General features: G+C 59.2%; 15 protein-coding genes. 1 reads left to right on the top strand and 14 read right to left on the bottom strand.

Features of this window, described 5'->3' with window-relative positions:
* Positions 1-4: 4 nt before the first annotated feature.
* The 13 genes from acs to ACUM6F_RS02275 all read right to left on the bottom strand — a co-directional run bounded on the left by acs (position 5) and on the right by ACUM6F_RS02275 (position 14,176).
* Positions 5-2,116, bottom strand: a complete 2,112-nt coding sequence (acs, locus tag ACUM6F_RS02335; protein WP_426388056.1) for an acetate--CoA ligase alpha subunit — start codon at positions 2,114-2,116, stop codon at positions 5-7.
* Between the two features lie 177 nt (positions 2,117-2,293).
* Entirely contained in the window at positions 2,294-2,923 is a 630-nt protein-coding gene (locus ACUM6F_RS02330; RefSeq protein WP_425621577.1) for a cell wall hydrolase, read from the bottom strand.
* Between the two features lie 170 nt (positions 2,924-3,093).
* On the bottom strand, positions 3,094-3,822 hold the full coding sequence (locus ACUM6F_RS02325) for an ATP-binding protein (protein ID WP_425621576.1): 729 nt from the start codon (positions 3,820-3,822) through the stop codon (positions 3,094-3,096).
* Between the two features lie 87 nt (positions 3,823-3,909).
* Entirely contained in the window at positions 3,910-4,692 is a 783-nt protein-coding gene (locus ACUM6F_RS02320) for a DnaD domain-containing protein (protein WP_425621575.1), read from the bottom strand.
* A 25-nt stretch (positions 4,693-4,717) separates the two neighbouring features.
* On the bottom strand, positions 4,718-5,581 hold the full coding sequence (locus ACUM6F_RS02315; RefSeq protein ID WP_425621574.1) for a histidinol-phosphatase: 864 nt from the start codon (positions 5,579-5,581) through the stop codon (positions 4,718-4,720).
* 45 nt (positions 5,582-5,626) lie between these two features.
* Positions 5,627-6,823, bottom strand: coding sequence for a phenylacetate--CoA ligase family protein (locus ACUM6F_RS02310; RefSeq protein WP_425621573.1), 1,197 nt, complete (start codon positions 6,821-6,823; stop codon positions 5,627-5,629).
* Positions 6,824-7,618, bottom strand: coding sequence for an ABC transporter ATP-binding protein (locus ACUM6F_RS02305; protein WP_425621572.1), 795 nt, complete (start codon positions 7,616-7,618; stop codon positions 6,824-6,826).
* A 161-nt stretch (positions 7,619-7,779) separates the two neighbouring features.
* Positions 7,780-8,976 carry an ABC transporter substrate-binding protein gene (locus ACUM6F_RS02300; RefSeq protein ID WP_426377587.1) on the bottom strand — a complete coding sequence of 399 codons (1,197 nt, stop codon included), beginning with the start codon at positions 8,974-8,976 and terminating at the stop codon, positions 7,780-7,782.
* A gap of 117 nt (positions 8,977-9,093) precedes the next feature.
* Complete coding sequence (locus tag ACUM6F_RS02295) at positions 9,094-10,152, bottom strand: branched-chain amino acid ABC transporter permease (RefSeq protein ID WP_425621570.1); 1,059 nt, start codon at positions 10,150-10,152, stop codon at positions 9,094-9,096.
* 4 nt (positions 10,153-10,156) lie between these two features.
* Positions 10,157-11,041 (bottom strand): branched-chain amino acid ABC transporter permease, encoded by an 885-nt coding sequence (locus ACUM6F_RS02290; protein WP_425621569.1) that lies wholly within the window; start codon positions 11,039-11,041, stop codon positions 10,157-10,159.
* The gene (locus ACUM6F_RS02285; protein ID WP_425621568.1) at positions 11,038-12,951 is read right to left on the bottom strand and encodes a long-chain fatty acid--CoA ligase; all 1,914 of its coding nucleotides are present in this window, start codon (positions 12,949-12,951) and stop codon (positions 11,038-11,040) included. The genes ACUM6F_RS02290 and ACUM6F_RS02285 overlap by 4 nt, the downstream gene beginning before the upstream one ends.
* Positions 12,952-12,978: 27 nt before the next feature.
* Positions 12,979-13,815 carry an ABC transporter ATP-binding protein gene (locus ACUM6F_RS02280; protein WP_426377588.1) on the bottom strand — a complete coding sequence of 279 codons (837 nt, stop codon included), beginning with the start codon at positions 13,813-13,815 and terminating at the stop codon, positions 12,979-12,981.
* A 79-nt stretch (positions 13,816-13,894) separates the two neighbouring features.
* On the bottom strand, positions 13,895-14,176 hold the full coding sequence (locus tag ACUM6F_RS02275) for a DUF503 domain-containing protein (RefSeq protein ID WP_425621567.1): 282 nt from the start codon (positions 14,174-14,176) through the stop codon (positions 13,895-13,897).
* Positions 14,177-14,268: 92 nt separating this feature from the next.
* On the opposite strand from ACUM6F_RS02275, the gene ACUM6F_RS02270 reads away from it, so the two are divergent.
* Positions 14,269-14,745 (top strand): DUF456 domain-containing protein, encoded by a 477-nt coding sequence (locus ACUM6F_RS02270; protein WP_426377589.1) that lies wholly within the window; start codon positions 14,269-14,271, stop codon positions 14,743-14,745.
* Between the two features lie 401 nt (positions 14,746-15,146).
* On the opposite strand, the gene ACUM6F_RS02265 is transcribed toward ACUM6F_RS02270, so the two are convergent.
* Complete coding sequence (locus ACUM6F_RS02265) at positions 15,147-15,929, bottom strand: acyl-CoA dehydratase activase (protein ID WP_445348282.1); 783 nt, start codon at positions 15,927-15,929, stop codon at positions 15,147-15,149.
* Positions 15,930-15,983: the final 54 nt, after the last annotated feature.

Raw genomic sequence — 15,983 nt, 5'->3', positions numbered from 1 at the left:
CACCTCACGAAATTGTTATTTTGACATCAAGGGCAGTCGCTCCCTTGGAATAGGCGAAGACCGGGTTGATATCCATCTCGGTGATCGCCGGGAAATCGGTAACCAGCCTTGCCACCCTGGCCACGATCTCGGCCAGGGCGCCGATGTCGGCGGGTTCCTCCCCGCGATACCCCCGCAGCAGTGTAAAAGCCTTGGTCTCGGCAATCATTTTCTCAATCTCGTGCCTGTCCAGCCCGTAAACCAGCCGGAAAGCAACGTCCTTCAGCAGGTTAACGTAAATCCCCCCGAGCCCAAAGCCGATCATGGGCCCGAAGGTGATGTCCCGCGTCATCCCGATAATTATTTCGCGGCCTTTCGGCGCCATCTGCTGTACCTCGATGCCGTGCACGACGACGTTGGGCAGCGCCCGCTGCACGTTCGTCATGATTTCCCAGAAGCCGTCGGTTACCTCCTCGGCGTTCTTTAAGCCGATGCGGACGCCGCCGATATCGGTCTTGTGGATTATTTTCGGCGATGCCACTTTGAGCACGACGGGGTACCCGATCTCCTCCGCGGCCCGGACGGCGTCCTCAGCCCGCGTGACCAGCTTCGTAGCCGCGGCGGGGACCCCGTAAGCCCGGACGACCTCGGCGGCCTCGCTGCCCAGCAAAACGACGCGGTTGTCGGCCCTGACCGCTGTAAAAACATCCCGTACCCGTTGCGGATTCACCCCTTCAAAAACCGGGGGGCCCAAGGCCTTCGGCGCGGACCGGATCTCGGCGTAACGCGCCAGGCCTTTTACGGCCCCAATGGCCACCTCCGGAAACGTATAGCAGGGAATACCGCTGTTCGACAAAAGCCTGCAGCCTTCTTCCAGGGATTCCCCGCCCATGTAGACGGCGAAAAGGGGCTTATCGGGATTGGCCTGCCGGACGTCGAGGATGGCCTTCGCCGTCTCTACCGGTTCGGCCGTGGCCGTGGGACAAACCAGTACGACGGTGCTCCCGGCGTACCTGTCCTCGACGACCTTCTCCAGCGCGAAGCGGTACCGGTCCGCCCGCGCGTCCCCCAGCACGTCGACAGGGTTGTAGATATTGGCCTCCCTGGGCAGTTCGGCCCGCAAGGCCTCCAGTGTTTTCTTGCTGAAGCGGGCCATCTCCAGTCCCGCCTGCTCAACGCGGTCGGTGGCCACGATACCCGGCCCGCCGGCGTTGGTCACGATGGCCACCTTTTTGCTTTTGGGTATGGGCTGGGTCGCGAACGCGGTGGCCAAATCGAACAGCTCGCTCATGCTCCGGGCACGGATGACGCCCGCCTGGCGAAAAGCCGTATCGTAAGCGAGATCCGAGCCGGCCAGCGCGCCGGTATGGGACGACGCGGCCCGGGCACCCGCCTGGCTGGCCCCGGACTTCAGGATGACGATGGGTTTCTTCCTGCTGACGCGACTGCAGACGTCCAGGAACTCCCGGCCGCCGGCAACGTCCTCGATGTAGCACAAGATCACCCTGGTGTTGGGATCGTCCGCCGCCATGGCGATGAATTCGGTTTCCGTCAAGTCGCCCTTGTTGCCCAGGCTGATAAACTGTGAAAACCCAAGGCCCGTCGCCAGGCTCCAGTCCAGGATGGCCACCAGCATAGCCCCGCTCTGCGAGATGAAAGCGATGCTTCCCTTCCTGGGAAACCCGGCGGCGAAGGAGGCGTTCAGGGGGGTGTGGGTATCCATGACGCCCACGCAGTTCGGACCGACAATGCGCATCCCGTAACGCCGGGCGATGCTCACTATTTCCTTCTCTCTTTCCAGGCCCTCGTGGCCGACTTCCTTAAAGCCGGCGCTGATGACGATGAGGTGCTTGACTTCCGCTTGCCCGCAAGCTTCGACCACGGGCAATACGCGTTCGGCCGGAAGAGAGATGACGGCTAGGTCCACCGTTTCAGGAACGTCGCCGATCGCAGGGTACGCCCGGTAACCCTCTATCTCGGTTTCCTTAGGATTGATCGGAAAAATGCTCCCTTGGTAGCCGCTCCCGATGATGTTGCGGAAGATGATGTTGCCGATTTTTTCTCTGGCTTTGGACGCACCGATAACGGCTACGGACCGGGGCTTAAAGAGGGCCGACAGATCAGCCAATCGCGTCACCTCTTGTATATTCTAGCAAGCGAAAAAGAAGGGAACCGTGCCAAGACGAGCAGCCTCCATCAACTAGCCTGCTCTTACCGCAATTCTTTTATAGCATTTCGCCGTTAGCTTCCGTTCCCCTTTTTTTGGCAAAAAAATAAGGCGCCTCGGTTGAGGCGCCTCAGTATTCGGTTCTTCTTACGTCTTCGTGGCGAAGACGTGGTTGCCGATCCTGGTCAGCACCGGCAGGGTCCTGATCCACTTGTCGCTCGCGGTGTCCGGGTTGTAGAAGAACAGCGCCCCGTTCGTGGGATCTTCGCCCTTCAAAGCCGCGATGGCCGCCTGTATGGACTCCTCGTCGGGGGTCAGATTGATGGACCCGTCAGCAACCGGCGAAAACTGGTAAACGTCATCGGTCTTCTCAAAAATGACGTCCGCAAGGCTCTTGGGGAAGAACGGGCTGTTGATGCGGTTGAGGATCACCGCGCCGACGGCGACCTTCCCGCTGAAGGATTCCCCTCTGGCTTCGGCATGGATAGCCCGCGCCAGCAGCATCACGTCTTCTTGCGAAAAACGGATACGATACCCCTCGTCCGTCCCGCCCACCGGCACCTTGAGGACCTGCCCCGGATAGATCAGGTCGCCCTCGATACCATTCACAACCTGCAGCAAGGCGACAGAAGTGTTGAATTGCCTGCTTATTTCGTAAAGCGTATCGCCCTCGCGAATGGTATAGTAAGTGTGTTCGGCGCCGGTTGCCGAAGCCGTTGACTGCCAGCAAAACGCCAATACAGCCGCAAAAAGCACGGCAATAACGAAGCGCCTCATATTGCCCTCCTTTCCAGGAAGATATTTTCATCATCCTAGAGACTTCTTATACTGGGATATTATCCCAAAAGGCTGAATTTTATTCGTTAGCTGAATAAAAAACGGAGCCGCTTTTAAAGCGCTCCGTTGATGGGCCGGTATCATATGCCTGCCTCAAGAAACCCGGTACCTTAATCCCCCAATGCGTCTCTTTTCTTTCGGATGCGGATGTCCATCTCGCGCATGAGCCTGTAGATGCGGCACATCTCGAACAGCCGTGACGCTGTGCGCCATCCAAGGTGCTGCGCGAATCCCTCCAGATCCAGGTTGGTGGTGACGATGACGGGCAACTCATAGTTCAGGCGGTGGTTCAGTAAAGAATATATTTTCTGGCGCGCCCACTCCGTGTACATGTGCGCGCCGAGGTCATCCAGTATAAGCAACGGCACGTTTTTGGCGCATTCGATAAGGTCCCGCTCAGTGACCTCGTCCCTTCCGTCGTACGTGGCGCGAATTTGATCCAAAAAGTCCGGGACGACGAGAAATAAAACCTCTCCGCCCCGTTCGAGGACAGCGTTGGCGATACAACTGGCCAGAAAGGTTTTGCCCGCTCCGACGTCGCCGCAAAACATAAGTCCTTCGCGGCTTTCTCCGACGAGATAGGCCTCTACAAACTCCTTGGCGTGCCGAACAGCGTCAGCCGCATGGTCAAAAGCCGAGCGTCCCCTGTCGTCCCTTATTATTTTGGAATAATAGCGCAGGCTGAACCGGTCGAAGGTATGTCCGCGCAACCTGGGGGGCAGGTTTGCTTTCTCAACCCGGCGGCGAAGGTTTCTCTCCCGAACGCAGTCACAGGGCTTGGCCTCTTTCCCGTCGAAAATGATGCCCCGGTCCTCACATATCTTGCACTCCGGCGTCACGATCAGGCCTCCGCACAGCAAGTCCTTCTGAAAACAGGCTCGCCGGGGGTACAGCCCGGCGAAACCAATCGCTGTTTATGATCCGTCTCAGAAGTAAAGGCTTTTCAGAACGGCCAATTCCTTAGATCTCGGTTCGGTACGGGCCGCCGTGGCTTTCTTCTGCTTGCGCTTCTGGAAGCCGTCCTCATACCGTGCCACCTCTTCAACGGTCCTGAGGTTGTTCTTGCCCCATTCCAGCAAAATACGGTCGATATACTTGAAGTTGTGTTTGCCCATGAGCACGGCCCGGCGCAACGCCTCGCGGATGATGTCGGCGTTGAACTGCCCCAACCAGTGTTCGATCTGCTCAGCCTCTATCGGCGAAAGCGGCCGGCCGAACTCCTCCGCGAACTCGCCGCAAAGGCGTCCGAAGTCCCTGTCTTCCCCCGCCCCGTTCGACTCAAGCACCGCTTTCAGCTCTTCAAGCTCCCGGACCTTCTTCCGGGCCCAGAGTTCGGAAAGCTTCTCATACAACGGTTCAAGGTCAAAACCCAGGACAACGGGTTTGTGCTCGGTAAGGTAGTACTCGGTAACCCCGAGCATGCCCTTCTCGGAAAGGCTGGCCAAATCGCGCTCGACCTGCTCTTTGCCTCCGGCCATCAGCTGCCCCAGTTCTTCCGCTGAAGGGGTGTAATTCTTTTCTTCGCTGTGGAGGCGGATAATGTGCACCAGGAGCATCATTTCGGTGTCGGTGAGCCCCATCCGCTTGTAATAGCGCAGCAACATGCTGGGTACACAGGTCATTCCCTGGAGCAGCAGGTCGGTAGAGAATGCGGAAGTAATGTTTCCTTCACGATATTTGCGGATAGGCCTGGTATTCTGCCCAGACATTCCCTCGCCTCCCTTGCCGTCTATTCTACGACTCGGGGGAAGGTTTGTCCAACACCCTGACCTGCCGTCCCTTGAAAGTAGCTATCGAAATCTTCCAAGCACCTGTTAAATCTTTCGCTCTGTCTATCCCGAATCCGAGATCGTCCAGTTTGTGCGCGTCCGACCCCAGGGTACAGTAAGCAACTCCCTGCTCGCGGGCTGATGCCAGCAGGTCCAGGCTCGGGTGGCAGTGCTCCTCGCCGGCCCGCCAGGGCGAGGTGTTGATTTCAACGGCCATTCTCCGGCGCGCCGCCTCCCGGAACAGTTCTTCCGCCCATTCCCTGTGCATGAGGTCCACCAGGCCGCCGTAATACCTACGGCCGTGCCTTTTATAGATGTCGACGTGGGCTACGGCATCGAAGAAGCCCGTGCGCACCGCCTCCACCAAACGCTGAAAGTAGGCTGCCGCCGCCGCCTGCGGCGAATGGCGGGAGAAAAACTTTCCCGCCTCCTCGCTCGAGGAAATGGCAACGTGCTCCAGACAGTGGACCGCGCCCAGGACGAAGTCAAAGGGATAGGTCTGGATCAGCCGGTTGATGATCTCCTCCAGGCCGTAGTCGTAACCGATTTCAACCCCGGCCAGCACGGTGAGCCGGCTTCCATACCGGCGCCGGGCGTCCTCGATCTGGCGAAAGTAAGCGTCAAGCCACGACCAGTCGTCCATGGGGTGCCTTAAACCGCCCAGCCGCACGTACCAGTCCACGCGTCGCCTTAGGGGGTCAGCCTCGAAATGCGGCGTAAAACAAATTTCAGCCAGGCCGATGGATACCGCCTGGCGACAGTAATCGTCTATGCTGTTTGGACAGGCGTCAATGGAAAAGTCAGGGTGGACGTGGTAATCAATGTGCACATCCCGTCACCCCTTCAGTCATACACGCATCTATGGCCCTATGTATTATTTCCAGGACCTTTCGTCGACGATCAGCTTATCACTGCCGCTCAGGGTCCCGGGACGGACCGTTTCAACCTCCACGGTCAGGCGCAGCAGTTCCTTCGCCAGCGCCCGGGCCCGGTCCTTCAAGTCCGGGACCCTCGCCGCGTCAGGCGTTTCGATTTGCAGCGTCAGGCGGTCCCGGAAGTCGGTCTGGGTGACAACCGCCCGGCACGGTCCGACGTTCCGGAGGCGCGCCTGCAATTCGGCGACCTGGTGCGGGTATATGAAAAGACCCCGCACCTTGACCCCGTCCGACGTCCGGCCGTAAATGCCAAGCAGCCTTTTGCCCGCCCGGCCGCAGGGACAGCTCCCGGCGGCGGCGATCCCGAGGTCGCCGGTACCAAAGCGCACCAGGGGATAAACAGGGTCGAGGATGGTGACCACGACCTCGCCCGCCTCTCCATCGGGTACCGGCTGTCCGATCTCCGGGTCGACAATTTCCAGAACGGCCCTGGAGGCGACGTGAAAACCTTTGCGCATTTCGCACTCGTAAGCGACACAGCCCGTGTCGGCCGTGCCGTAGCCCTGGAAGACGGCGATCCCGTAACGCTCGGCGAGAAGCGCCCGCAAATTCTCGGAGAGTTTTTCGGCGGCGACCCAGGCCTTTTGCAGCTTGAGGTCCCCGGGGCACGTTAGCCCCAGTTCGTCGGCTTTTTTCAGCAGCACGTAGAGGAAACTCGGCACCCCGATGTAGCCGGTGACCCCCAGGTCGCGCATGACCTGGAGCTGCAGCTCGCTGTTACCCACGCCGGCGGGAACGACGACGCAGCCCCGGGCGCGCAAAGCCCCGTCGAACATCATCCCGGCAGGGGTCAGGTGGTAAGAAAAGGTGTTCTGTACGACATCCCCCGGCCCGAACCCGGCCGCGGCCAAAGCCTCCTGCCATCCCCAGTAATCCTCTCCCGGTCCCTGGGGGTCGTATATCGGGCCGGGCGAAACGAAAACGCGCTGCAGCGTCTTAACAGGCACGGTCAGGAAGCCGCCGAACGGGACGTCCTCCTTTTGCCGCGCCGCTAGCTCGCTCTTGCGGGTTACGGGGAGCTTGACGAGGTCCTCCGGGGTGCGCACCTCGGCAGGCCCCGCTCCCGCCTCCGCAAACTTCGCCCGCAAGGCCGGGGAACCTTTGAAAGCCGCATCGATGAAGCCGGCAAAGTCCATTTACGAAAGCCACCTCTTCCGCCGTTTATAGTGCTTGACGTCGCGGTAACTCTTCTTTTTTCCGACCTCGGACAGCCCGAGGTAGAACTCCTGCACGTCCTCGTTGTCGATCAGGCGGTCGACCTCCCCCTCGAGCACAATCCGCCCGTTCTCCATGATGTAGCCGTAGTCCGCTATCGACAGCGCCACTCTGGCGTTCTGCTCCACCACGAGGATCGTCGTTCCTTCGACCTCGTTGATCTGCTTGATGATCCGGAAGATTTCCTGCACCAGAAGCGGAGCCAGCCCCAGCGAGGGCTCGTCAAGGAGCATGAGTTTCGGTTTGCCCATCAGGGCCCTGCCGATGGCGAGCATCTGCTGCTCCCCGCCCGAAAGGTACCCCGCCGTGCGCTGCCGGAGGTCCTTCAACCGGGGGAAATAGCCGTAGACCTTTTCGATGTCGGCCCTCACGCGTCCCCTGTCGCGCCGGGTATAAGCTCCCGCGATAAGGTTCTCCTCCACGGTGAGGTGCTCGAAGACGTGCCTGCCCTCCATCACCTGGAAGATGCCCCGGCGGACAATGGCCTCGGCGTCCAGACCGCTGATCGGCTCGCCGAGGAACTCGATGGTCCCGTCGGTGACCTCGCCATTCTCGGATTTGAGAAGGCCAGACACCGCTTTCAGCGTCGAAGTCTTGCCCGCGCCGTTGCTCCCCAGAAGGGCCACGATCCTGCCTTCGGGCACGGTCAGGGACATCCCCTTGAGCACGAGAATGACGTGATCATATACAACCTCCACGTTGTTCAGCACCAGCACTCCGAGACCACCTCCAAAAAGACCGGTGATCGCCCGGCAAACATGCCAAAGCCTTCAAACCTCTCACACAAGGATTCAATATCAAGCCATACGTATCCTGCAAAATACGTTTGTGGCGGGGCAGTCCGCCCCGCCACCGTTCACAGTCCCTTTCTGTACCCTTACTTATAGCCGATCCAGTCGGTAAGGTAGACGAATTTGCCGCCCTCCACCTTGGCGAGCCGCACCTGTTCGGAGCCCCTGTGGCTGTCGGCCTTGAAAGTTACCGGAGCGGAAAGGCCCTGCGTATCGAAAGCAGCGAGGGTTTCGAGAGCAGCCTTCAGGGATTCGCCGGTCGGGTTGTCCCCGGCCCTCTTCACGCCTTCAAGCATAATCTTGGCCGATACCCAGCCCTGCACGAACTTCTGGTTGATGTCCTCCATTTTCTTGCCCTGGCCCTCAAGGTAGTCCTTGATTTCAGCCAATCCAGCGGCATCGTCGTACGGGAAGGCAAAGGGGATCACGCCCACGTAACCTTCAGCCGCATCTCCGGCCAGCTTGATGACCTTCTCGTCGGCAGCCCAGTTTAACCCGATGAACTGCGTCTTAACTCCCAGCTTCTTGGCGTCCTTGAGGGTCGTGGCCGCCAGGTTGGACGTTCCCTGGATGATCGCAAAGTCAGCGCCCTTGTTCTTCAGGTCCAGCATCTGGCTCGTAGCGTCGAGAGCCTTAAGGTCGATGATCTCATCGCCTACAACCTTGAACCCGATTTCCTGCGCATACTTCTTGGCGTCCTCGATGGGGGAGCGTCCGAAAGCGGTGTCGTTGAATATGAAAGCCACTTTGGGCGCCTCGCTGCCCTTCCAGTTGTCCTTGGCCCACTTCAAGGCGATTCTGGCCTGATCAGAGTAACTCGCAGCAATCAGGAAGTTATAGGGGCACTTGCTGATGTCTGTCAGGCTTTCGGAATACGACCCCGAAACGTACGGGACCTTGTCGCGGGCGATAAACTCCTTCAGGGCGTCGGTGTCGCCCGTTCCCCAGCCCAGGATGCCGATAACCTGGTTCTGCTTGACCAGCTTGTCGTAGGCTTCCTTAGCGCGCGGAATCTGGTAGGCATAATCGATACAGTTGTAATCGATTTTGGGGCCCAATCCCTTAGCGTTGTAATAGTCGATGTAGGCCTTGACACCGTCGGCGTAAGGGGCTCCGACGTCACCCGTGGGACCGGTCAGGTCGATAATCCCGCCAAGCTTCACCGTCTTAGTGGCTTCGCCCTTAGGCTCTTTGCCCCCGTCTCCCCCGCAGCCCGCGAGGAGTGTCACAACCAGCAGGGCAATCAACGCCGCCGCCGCAACAAACAATATACGTTTACGCACCAAAAGCACACCTCCACAGCTTTTTTTTGTCTCTGAATGAACGGGTTGTGTCAAACTCCGTAAGGAAGGCCATCCCCTCCCTTCAACCAAACGGCGTGAGAAATTACCTTCACGGGGTTAGTACGAAAACGGCCACAGCTTGAAGTAGTCCTTGATGTTTTTCCACAGTTTGGCAAGTCCCTCGGGCTCGAAGATCAGAAAAAGGATGATGATCAAGCCGAAAAGCGCTTCCTGGAGCGCAAGGAGGGCGTTGCCGATGTTGGGGAATAAAGGCATTACGCCATCACGCAGGACAATCGGCAAAAGAGTCATGAAGCAGGCCCCGTAGATCGATCCCATAATGCTTCCCAAACCGCCGATAATGATCATCGCCAGGTACAGGATGGAGATGGAGATGGTGAACTGCTCCGGGCTGATCGTCTGCATGTAGCAGGCCCACAGGGCGCCGGAGATCCCGGCGTAAAAAGAACTCAAGGCAAAGGCCTTTACCTTGTACTCAAAAAGGTTGATCCCCATGGCCGCCGCGGCCAGGTCGCGGTCCCTTATCGCCATAAAGGCCCGGCCGACTTTGGTCCTGAAGATGTTTGTCGCGAAAACGACGGCAGCTACGGAAAGGAGCAGGATCAGGTAGTAAAAAGACACGTCGCTGTCCAGCGGGTGGCCGAACAGGCTGGGCCGCTTGAGGACGATCCCGTCGGTGCCGTTGGTCAGCGAGGTCCAGTGGACGATGACAAACTCAATGATGACCTGGGCCGCCAGAGTGGCGATGGCCAGGTAGAGCCCCTTGAGGCGCAGCGAAGGAATGCCGAAAACCGCCCCGACGAGCGCGGCCAGAATCCCCGCCGCGGGAAGGGCGACCCAGAAAGAAAGGCCCAGTTTCACCGTCAATATTCCCGCCGTGTAAGCACCGACACCCATAAAAGCGCCCTGGCCGATAGAAATCTGCCCGGTAAATCCGGTAAGGATGTTCAGACCCACAGCGCCGATGACGGCGATGCCCACCAGGTTAGCCACGCCGACGTAATACGGGCTGACCAGTAACGGAAGCGCCGCCAAAGCGGCAAGAATGGCCAGCACCTTGAGCTTGGCTGCCGGCGCGAAGAGAACGGCCATGTCGTCGTAATAACTGGTGGTAAAGACACCGCAGTCCATGACAAACGGGTTTCTCGGACGCATATGGCTACACCCTTTCGATGATCTGCTTGCCGAACAAACCGTAAGGCCTGATCATCAAAACGATAACCAGTACGACAAACGGGACGACTTCTTTGACCCCGCCGCCGAAAACGGGGTCAAGGTAGCCGCCGGCCAGGCTTTCGATAAGCCCGATGGCAAAGCCGCCGATGATGGCGCCGGGGATGCTGTCCAGCCCGCCGAGGATGGCGACCGGAAGGACCTTCAATCCGATATGGGACAGCGACGGGTTGACGCCGTTGATGTTCCCCAGCAGGATACCTCCGATGCCCGCCACCACGGCGGCGATGGCCCACGTGATGGCAAAAACGCGCTTGACGCTGATCCCCATCGAAAGGGCCGCCGGCTGGTCGTCGGCAACGGCGCGCATCACGATCCCCGTGCTGGAATACTTGAAGAAGGCACCGAAGATGCCCAACAGGACAACCGCCAGCACAAGGGAACACAGGTAAACCTGGGGTACGACGACGTCCCCGAGCTGCACGGGCTCGGCCGGAAAGAGGGGCGGAAAGACCCGCGTGTCGGTTCCCCAGATGACCTGGATGATGCCGTGCATTAGGGCGGACAGCCCGATTGTGGCCATAATCACCGAAATGATCGGTTCACCGATAAAAGGCCGCAGGACCAGCCGCTCCACGATGACACCGACGAGGATGCACACCAGGAGGGTCAGGATAATCGCCGGCAGGAGCGGCACGTGGTAGACAGCCACCAGGGACAGGGCCACGTACGCCCCGATGAGCAGAAACTCCCCCTGGGCGAAGTTGATCACGTCACTGGATTTATAGATTAAAACAAAGCCAAGCGCGACGAGGGCATAAACGCTCCCGACCACAAGACCGCTGACAATCAACTGCAGGAAGTCGGTCATTTGTTCTTCACCCCCATTGCTTCCGGCTCCCCTACGGTGAGGGTCGTCCTGATCACCGCCTGGCGTCCGTCACGGTACTTAACCTCGGTCTCCACTTCGATCTCTTCTTGGCTGCTGTAGAGGGCATCGACCAGGCTTCTGTATTTTTCGGCGATGAACCCTCGGCGCACCTTGCGGGTTCTTGTCAGTTCCTCGTCGTCCGCATCCAGTTCCTTGTGCAGGATGACGAAGCGCCTGATCCTGACGGCAGCGGGCAGGTCATTGTTGACGGCCCGGACGTTTTCGTTGATCAGTTGAAGAACCTCGGGCTTGGTGGCCAGGTCGACGTAAGTGGTGTAGGCGATCTGCTTCCGTTCCGCCCATTTGCCCACGTTGGCCATGTCGATATTGATCATCGCCACGACATAGGGCCGGTCGCGGCCGATAACGACGGCTTCCTTGACGAACGGGCTGAACTTGAGCTTGTTTTCGATGAACTGGGGAGAAAAGATCGTCCCGTCCGCCAGCTTCATGACGTCCTTGATGCGGTCGATGACCACGAGGTGCCCGTCCTCGTCGAGGTAACCGGCATCACCGGAGTGCAACCAGCCGTCCTTGAGAGCGCCGGCCGTCGCCTCCTCGTTCTTGTAATAACCCACGAAGACGCTCGGGCTCCGCGAAAGGATCTCTCCGTCCTCGCCGATTCTGATCTCGGTCTCGGGAAGGGGAACACCGACCGTGTGGAACTTAATCCCGTCATCCCGGTGCAGGACCGAGATTCCGGCGATTTCAGTCTGGCCGTAGATCTGTTTGAGGTTGACACCCAGGGCGTGGTAGAAGCGAAATACGTCGGGACCGAGCGCGGCGCCGCCGGTATAAGCCCGTTTCAACCGGACGAGGCCGAGGTGGTCCCGGATGGCGCTGAAAAGGACCAAATCGGCCAGGAAATACGAGAGCCTGAGGGCGACCGACGGTTTCTTCCTGTTGAAACGGCAGTCGGCCATCCGGTACCCGACCGGCATCAGCCTGTGGTAAACAAAACGCTTGAACCAGCTGGCATCATCGATTTTGACCTGCACCCGGGAGACCATGTCCTCCCAGATCCGCGGCGGGGAAAAAACCACGTGGGGGCCGATTTCTTTCAGGTTCTGCTGAACTGTTTCCGGCTCTTCGGGGAAGTTCACGGTCATCCCGACCCACAGGGCCAGAGCTAAAGACATCATCTGCTCCCCGACCCAGGCCAGCGGCAGAAAAGAAAGGAATTCATCACTGGCGTCCAGGGGGTCGACCTCGGCCAGGTTCTTGGCCATGCCGAGGAGGTTGGCGTGCGTCAGCATCGCGCCTTTCGCCTGCCCCGTGGTGCCCGATGTATAGGCGATTACGGCGACATCCTGCCCCCGGCCTTTTTCAACCTCCCGCTCGAAATAGCCGTCGTGCGACCGGCCGAATTCCCGCCCCAATTCCTGAACGGCGGTAAAGGAAAGGAGCAGTTCGTCCTGGTAATTCCTCAGGCCCTTCGGATCGTAGTAGACGACCCGCTCAACCTTAGGCATCGAGTCCCTGATCTCGAGCATTTTGTCGACCTGTTCCTGGTCCTCCACCACGATCAGCCTGGCGTCGGAATGATCGATAACGTAGGCGATTTCATTAGGCAGACTGTCCTGGTAAACCCCCACGCCCACCCCGCCCAGGGACTGGGCGGCCAGCTCGGCGTATATCCACTCCGGCCGGTTGTCGCCGATAACGGCCAGCTTGTCGCCGCGCCCGAAACCCAGGGCGGCCAGGCCGAGAGCGAAGAGGCGTACTTCTTCAAGGTATCCTTCCCAGCTTACGCTCTGCCAGATACCGAAGTCCTTCTCCCGCAGGGCGGTCTTTTTGCCATATTGTCTGGCATTTTGCAGCAGAAGTTTAGGGATGGTGTCCCGATCCATAGCAAACACCTTTTCCTTATCGTCGGCCTACTGCTGGCCCAGGTAGGCCCTTATAACCAGGGGATTGCGTTGAATCTCGTCGGGCGTGCCGTCGGCGATCTTGCGCCCGAAATCGAGAACGGCGATATGGTCGGAAATATCCATGACAACCCCCATGTCGTGCTCGATGAGGATCATCGTCGTGCCCCATTCTTCGGAGATGTCAAGGATGAAGCGGGCCATATCCTCTTTTTCCTCGACATTCATCCCGGCCATGGGTTCGTCAAGAAGCAACAGTCGGGGCTCTACGGTCAGGGCCCGCCCCAGCTCCACTCTCTTCTGGAGGCCGTATGCCAGCGTCCCGACCGGCTTGGAGCGGACGTGTTCGATCTCCAAAAAATCAATGATTTCTTCGACACGCCTGCGGTGCCGCGCTTCCTCGCGACGCGCGCGCCCCCAGAAAATGCCGCCGGACAGGAGCCCGTAGGAAATATGGATATGCCGGCCGAGCATAAGGTTTTCCAGGACGGTCATGTGTTTGAAAAGCTCGATGTTCTGGAAGGTTCGGCTGATGCCGAGCCCGGCCCTCCCGTACGGAGGCATCCTGGTGATGTCCCGGCCCTCGAAGACGATGGACCCCTCGCTGGGGAGGTAAAGCCCGCTGATGCAGTTGACGAGGCTGGTTTTTCCCGCCCCGTTGGGCCCGATGATGGCGGTGATCTGGCCTTTCTCAACCTCGAGGTAAATCATGCTTAAGGCTGTGACGCCCCCGAAATGTAACGACATGCCGTCGATAGTCAGTTGGGCCGCCAAGAAAAACATCCCTTCCAGGTGAAGAAAGCCCGAGATGCTGGGCAAGCCGCTCAGGCTATATAAAAAATGCAATATTCACCGCTTCAGGGAAAAACCCTTCTTTATTGACAGAAAATTTACGCAGACTTGACGTTCCAAAATATGCCTTCGGTTAGATTACTTCACTCTCGATGCCTATCAGGTCAAACGTCCTGTCCGCCTCGACGTAGCGTACCACGGCCGCCAGGCTCCGGTCGATGTGGGACGTGTCGTTCGACACCGTGACCACGCCGAGGGTGGCGCGCTGCCACGAATTCTGCTGTCCCACCTCGGCCACGGCGACGTTGAACTTCGCCCGCAGCCTGGCCATCAGGCTCTTAACGACCCGCCGCTTGTCTTTAAGCGAAACGGCTTCGCCGAAGTGCAGTTCCAGGGTCAACAAACCTACGCGCATCGCATACTCCTATTGACGAGGGGTTACTGTAAGGATTACTGTTTGGATAGTAACCACCCGTATTATCGCAAGGATCTTAGGGGGTGACACCCTTGACCACCTTTGCCCTGGTCCTCGCCGTCCTGTTCTTCATCGCGGGATTTGTCTTCACCGTCTTTCCCGTGCTGCCGGGGATCCTGATCATCTTCGCCGGCATGTTGGTTTACGGGCTCCTGGCCGGCTTCGAAAACCTGGGTCTCCTTTTCTTCGTAGGGCAAGCCGTGGCGGTGGGCCTCAGTTACCTTGCCGACTACGCGGCGGGGGTATGGGCAGTCAAGAAGTACGGCGGTTCGTCCGCGGCAGTCTGGGGGAGCATCATAGGGGTCCTGGCCGGGATCTTTGTCTTCGGCCCTTTCGGCATCATCCTGGGACCTTTTCTGGGTGCCGTCGCCGGGGAAATCCTAGCGGGCGGCGCCCCGTCGCGCGCCCTGAGGGCGGGCATCGGAACGCTGGTGGGCTTCCTGGGGGCCACCGGAATCAAGCTGGTCATCGGCGCGGGAATGGTGGTCTGGTTCTTCAGCCGGGTGTAGTTTTTTAACGGTCTACCCTGAAAAATGGTCCTTGATATGCAGGTCTGGGTTTATCACCGAAAGCGACTTTGCTCAAAGCTTCGGCCCAGCACTCAACTTGAGAGCTCGTTAAAGCGAATTCTTCGCTTGTAGCTAGCTCTTCGGAGAGATTGAGTTGAGTACCGGGTTCCTCGGCTCACTGCGCATTCTTATACCCCCAACGTTCGCTACGGCCAAGGCCTCGACGCGTACTTGGGTAACCTTTGACCTCTCGCCTCACACTTCTCAAAGGCAGGCGAAGCTTTTCAACGACCTCATAGAACGGTCGAAGCGGAGCACTGAGCGTCGGGGATAACCCAGACAGACCTGCTGTAACCATTTTTCATTGTCTGTGGTGCTGCATTTTGCAGGATGAGGGTCTGCTAAGACCCCCCGGCCCTGGCCGCGGCCACCAGTGCAGCGCCGAGAGCGCCCACGATCTGGGGCTCGTCGGGCACGTGGATAACCGTGCCGAGACGCTTGGCCAGCGCCCTGACCACTCCGCTGTTTTTCGCCACCCCGCCCGTCATTACGACCTCCGGGACGAGACCCACCCTGTGCACCATGCTCGCCGTGCGCTCGGCCACAGACTCCAGCAAACCCCTGGCGATCTCGTCCCGCGGAGAACCCTGGCCGATCAGGGAAACGACTTCCGACTCCGCGAAAACGGTACACATGCTGCTGATCGTGGCCGGACGGCCGGCCGTGGCGGCAACCTCGCTCAAACGCTCGACTTCGGTCTCCAGGGCCCGGGCCATCACTTCCAGAAAACGGCCCGTTCCGGCGGCGCATTTGTCGTTCATCACAAAGTCGACCACGGTCCCGCGCTCGTCAAGGCGGATCACCTTGGAATCCTGGCCCCCGATGTCGATCACCGTGCGGGCGCCGGGGAAAAGATACACCGCCCCGCGCCCGTGGCAGGTTATTTCGGTCACCTGGAGATCGGCAAACGGCACGTTGGCGCGGCCGTACCCGGTAGCAACCACAAAACGGATTGCGTCCCGGCTTCTCCCGGCCGATGCCAGGGCTTTTTCCAAAGCCGTTTCAGCCGCCTTGCGGCTGTCCGCTCCCGTCGGCACGATGCTGTAACCCAGGATTTCCTTCGCGCCCATAATGACCGCTTCGGCGGAAAGCGACCCGATATCGATGCCGGCGACAATTTCCAAGATTTATTCCCCTTGCCTTAAAATCTATGCAACAGTATAGCCGAAAAAGACAAC

The sequence above is a fragment of the Desulforudis sp. DRI-14 genome (genome assembly GCF_052618305.1).
This window is presented reverse-complemented; position numbering and strand designations above follow the sequence as displayed.

What these genes read in the sequence shown, in the direction of transcription:
- ACUM6F_RS02330 (WP_425621577.1), bottom strand. Translation starts at nt 2,923, where the DNA reads ATGAGGCGCTTCGTTATTGCCGTGCTTTTTGCGGCTGTATTGGCGTTT.
- ACUM6F_RS02320 (WP_425621575.1), bottom strand. Translation starts at nt 4,692, where the DNA reads ATGTCTGGGCAGAATACCAGGCCTATCCGCAAATATCGTGAAGGAAAC.
- ACUM6F_RS02310 (WP_425621573.1), bottom strand. Translation starts at nt 6,823, where the DNA reads ATGGACTTTGCCGGCTTCATCGATGCGGCTTTCAAAGGTTCCCCGGCC.
- ACUM6F_RS02295 (WP_425621570.1), bottom strand. Translation starts at nt 10,152, where the DNA reads ATGCGTCCGAGAAACCCGTTTGTCATGGACTGCGGTGTCTTTACCACC.
- ACUM6F_RS02290 (WP_425621569.1), bottom strand. Translation starts at nt 11,041, where the DNA reads ATGACCGACTTCCTGCAGTTGATTGTCAGCGGTCTTGTGGTCGGGAGC.
- ACUM6F_RS02285 (WP_425621568.1), bottom strand. Translation starts at nt 12,951, where the DNA reads ATGGATCGGGACACCATCCCTAAACTTCTGCTGCAAAATGCCAGACAA.
- ACUM6F_RS02275 (WP_425621567.1), bottom strand. Translation starts at nt 14,176, where the DNA reads ATGCGCGTAGGTTTGTTGACCCTGGAACTGCACTTCGGCGAAGCCGTT.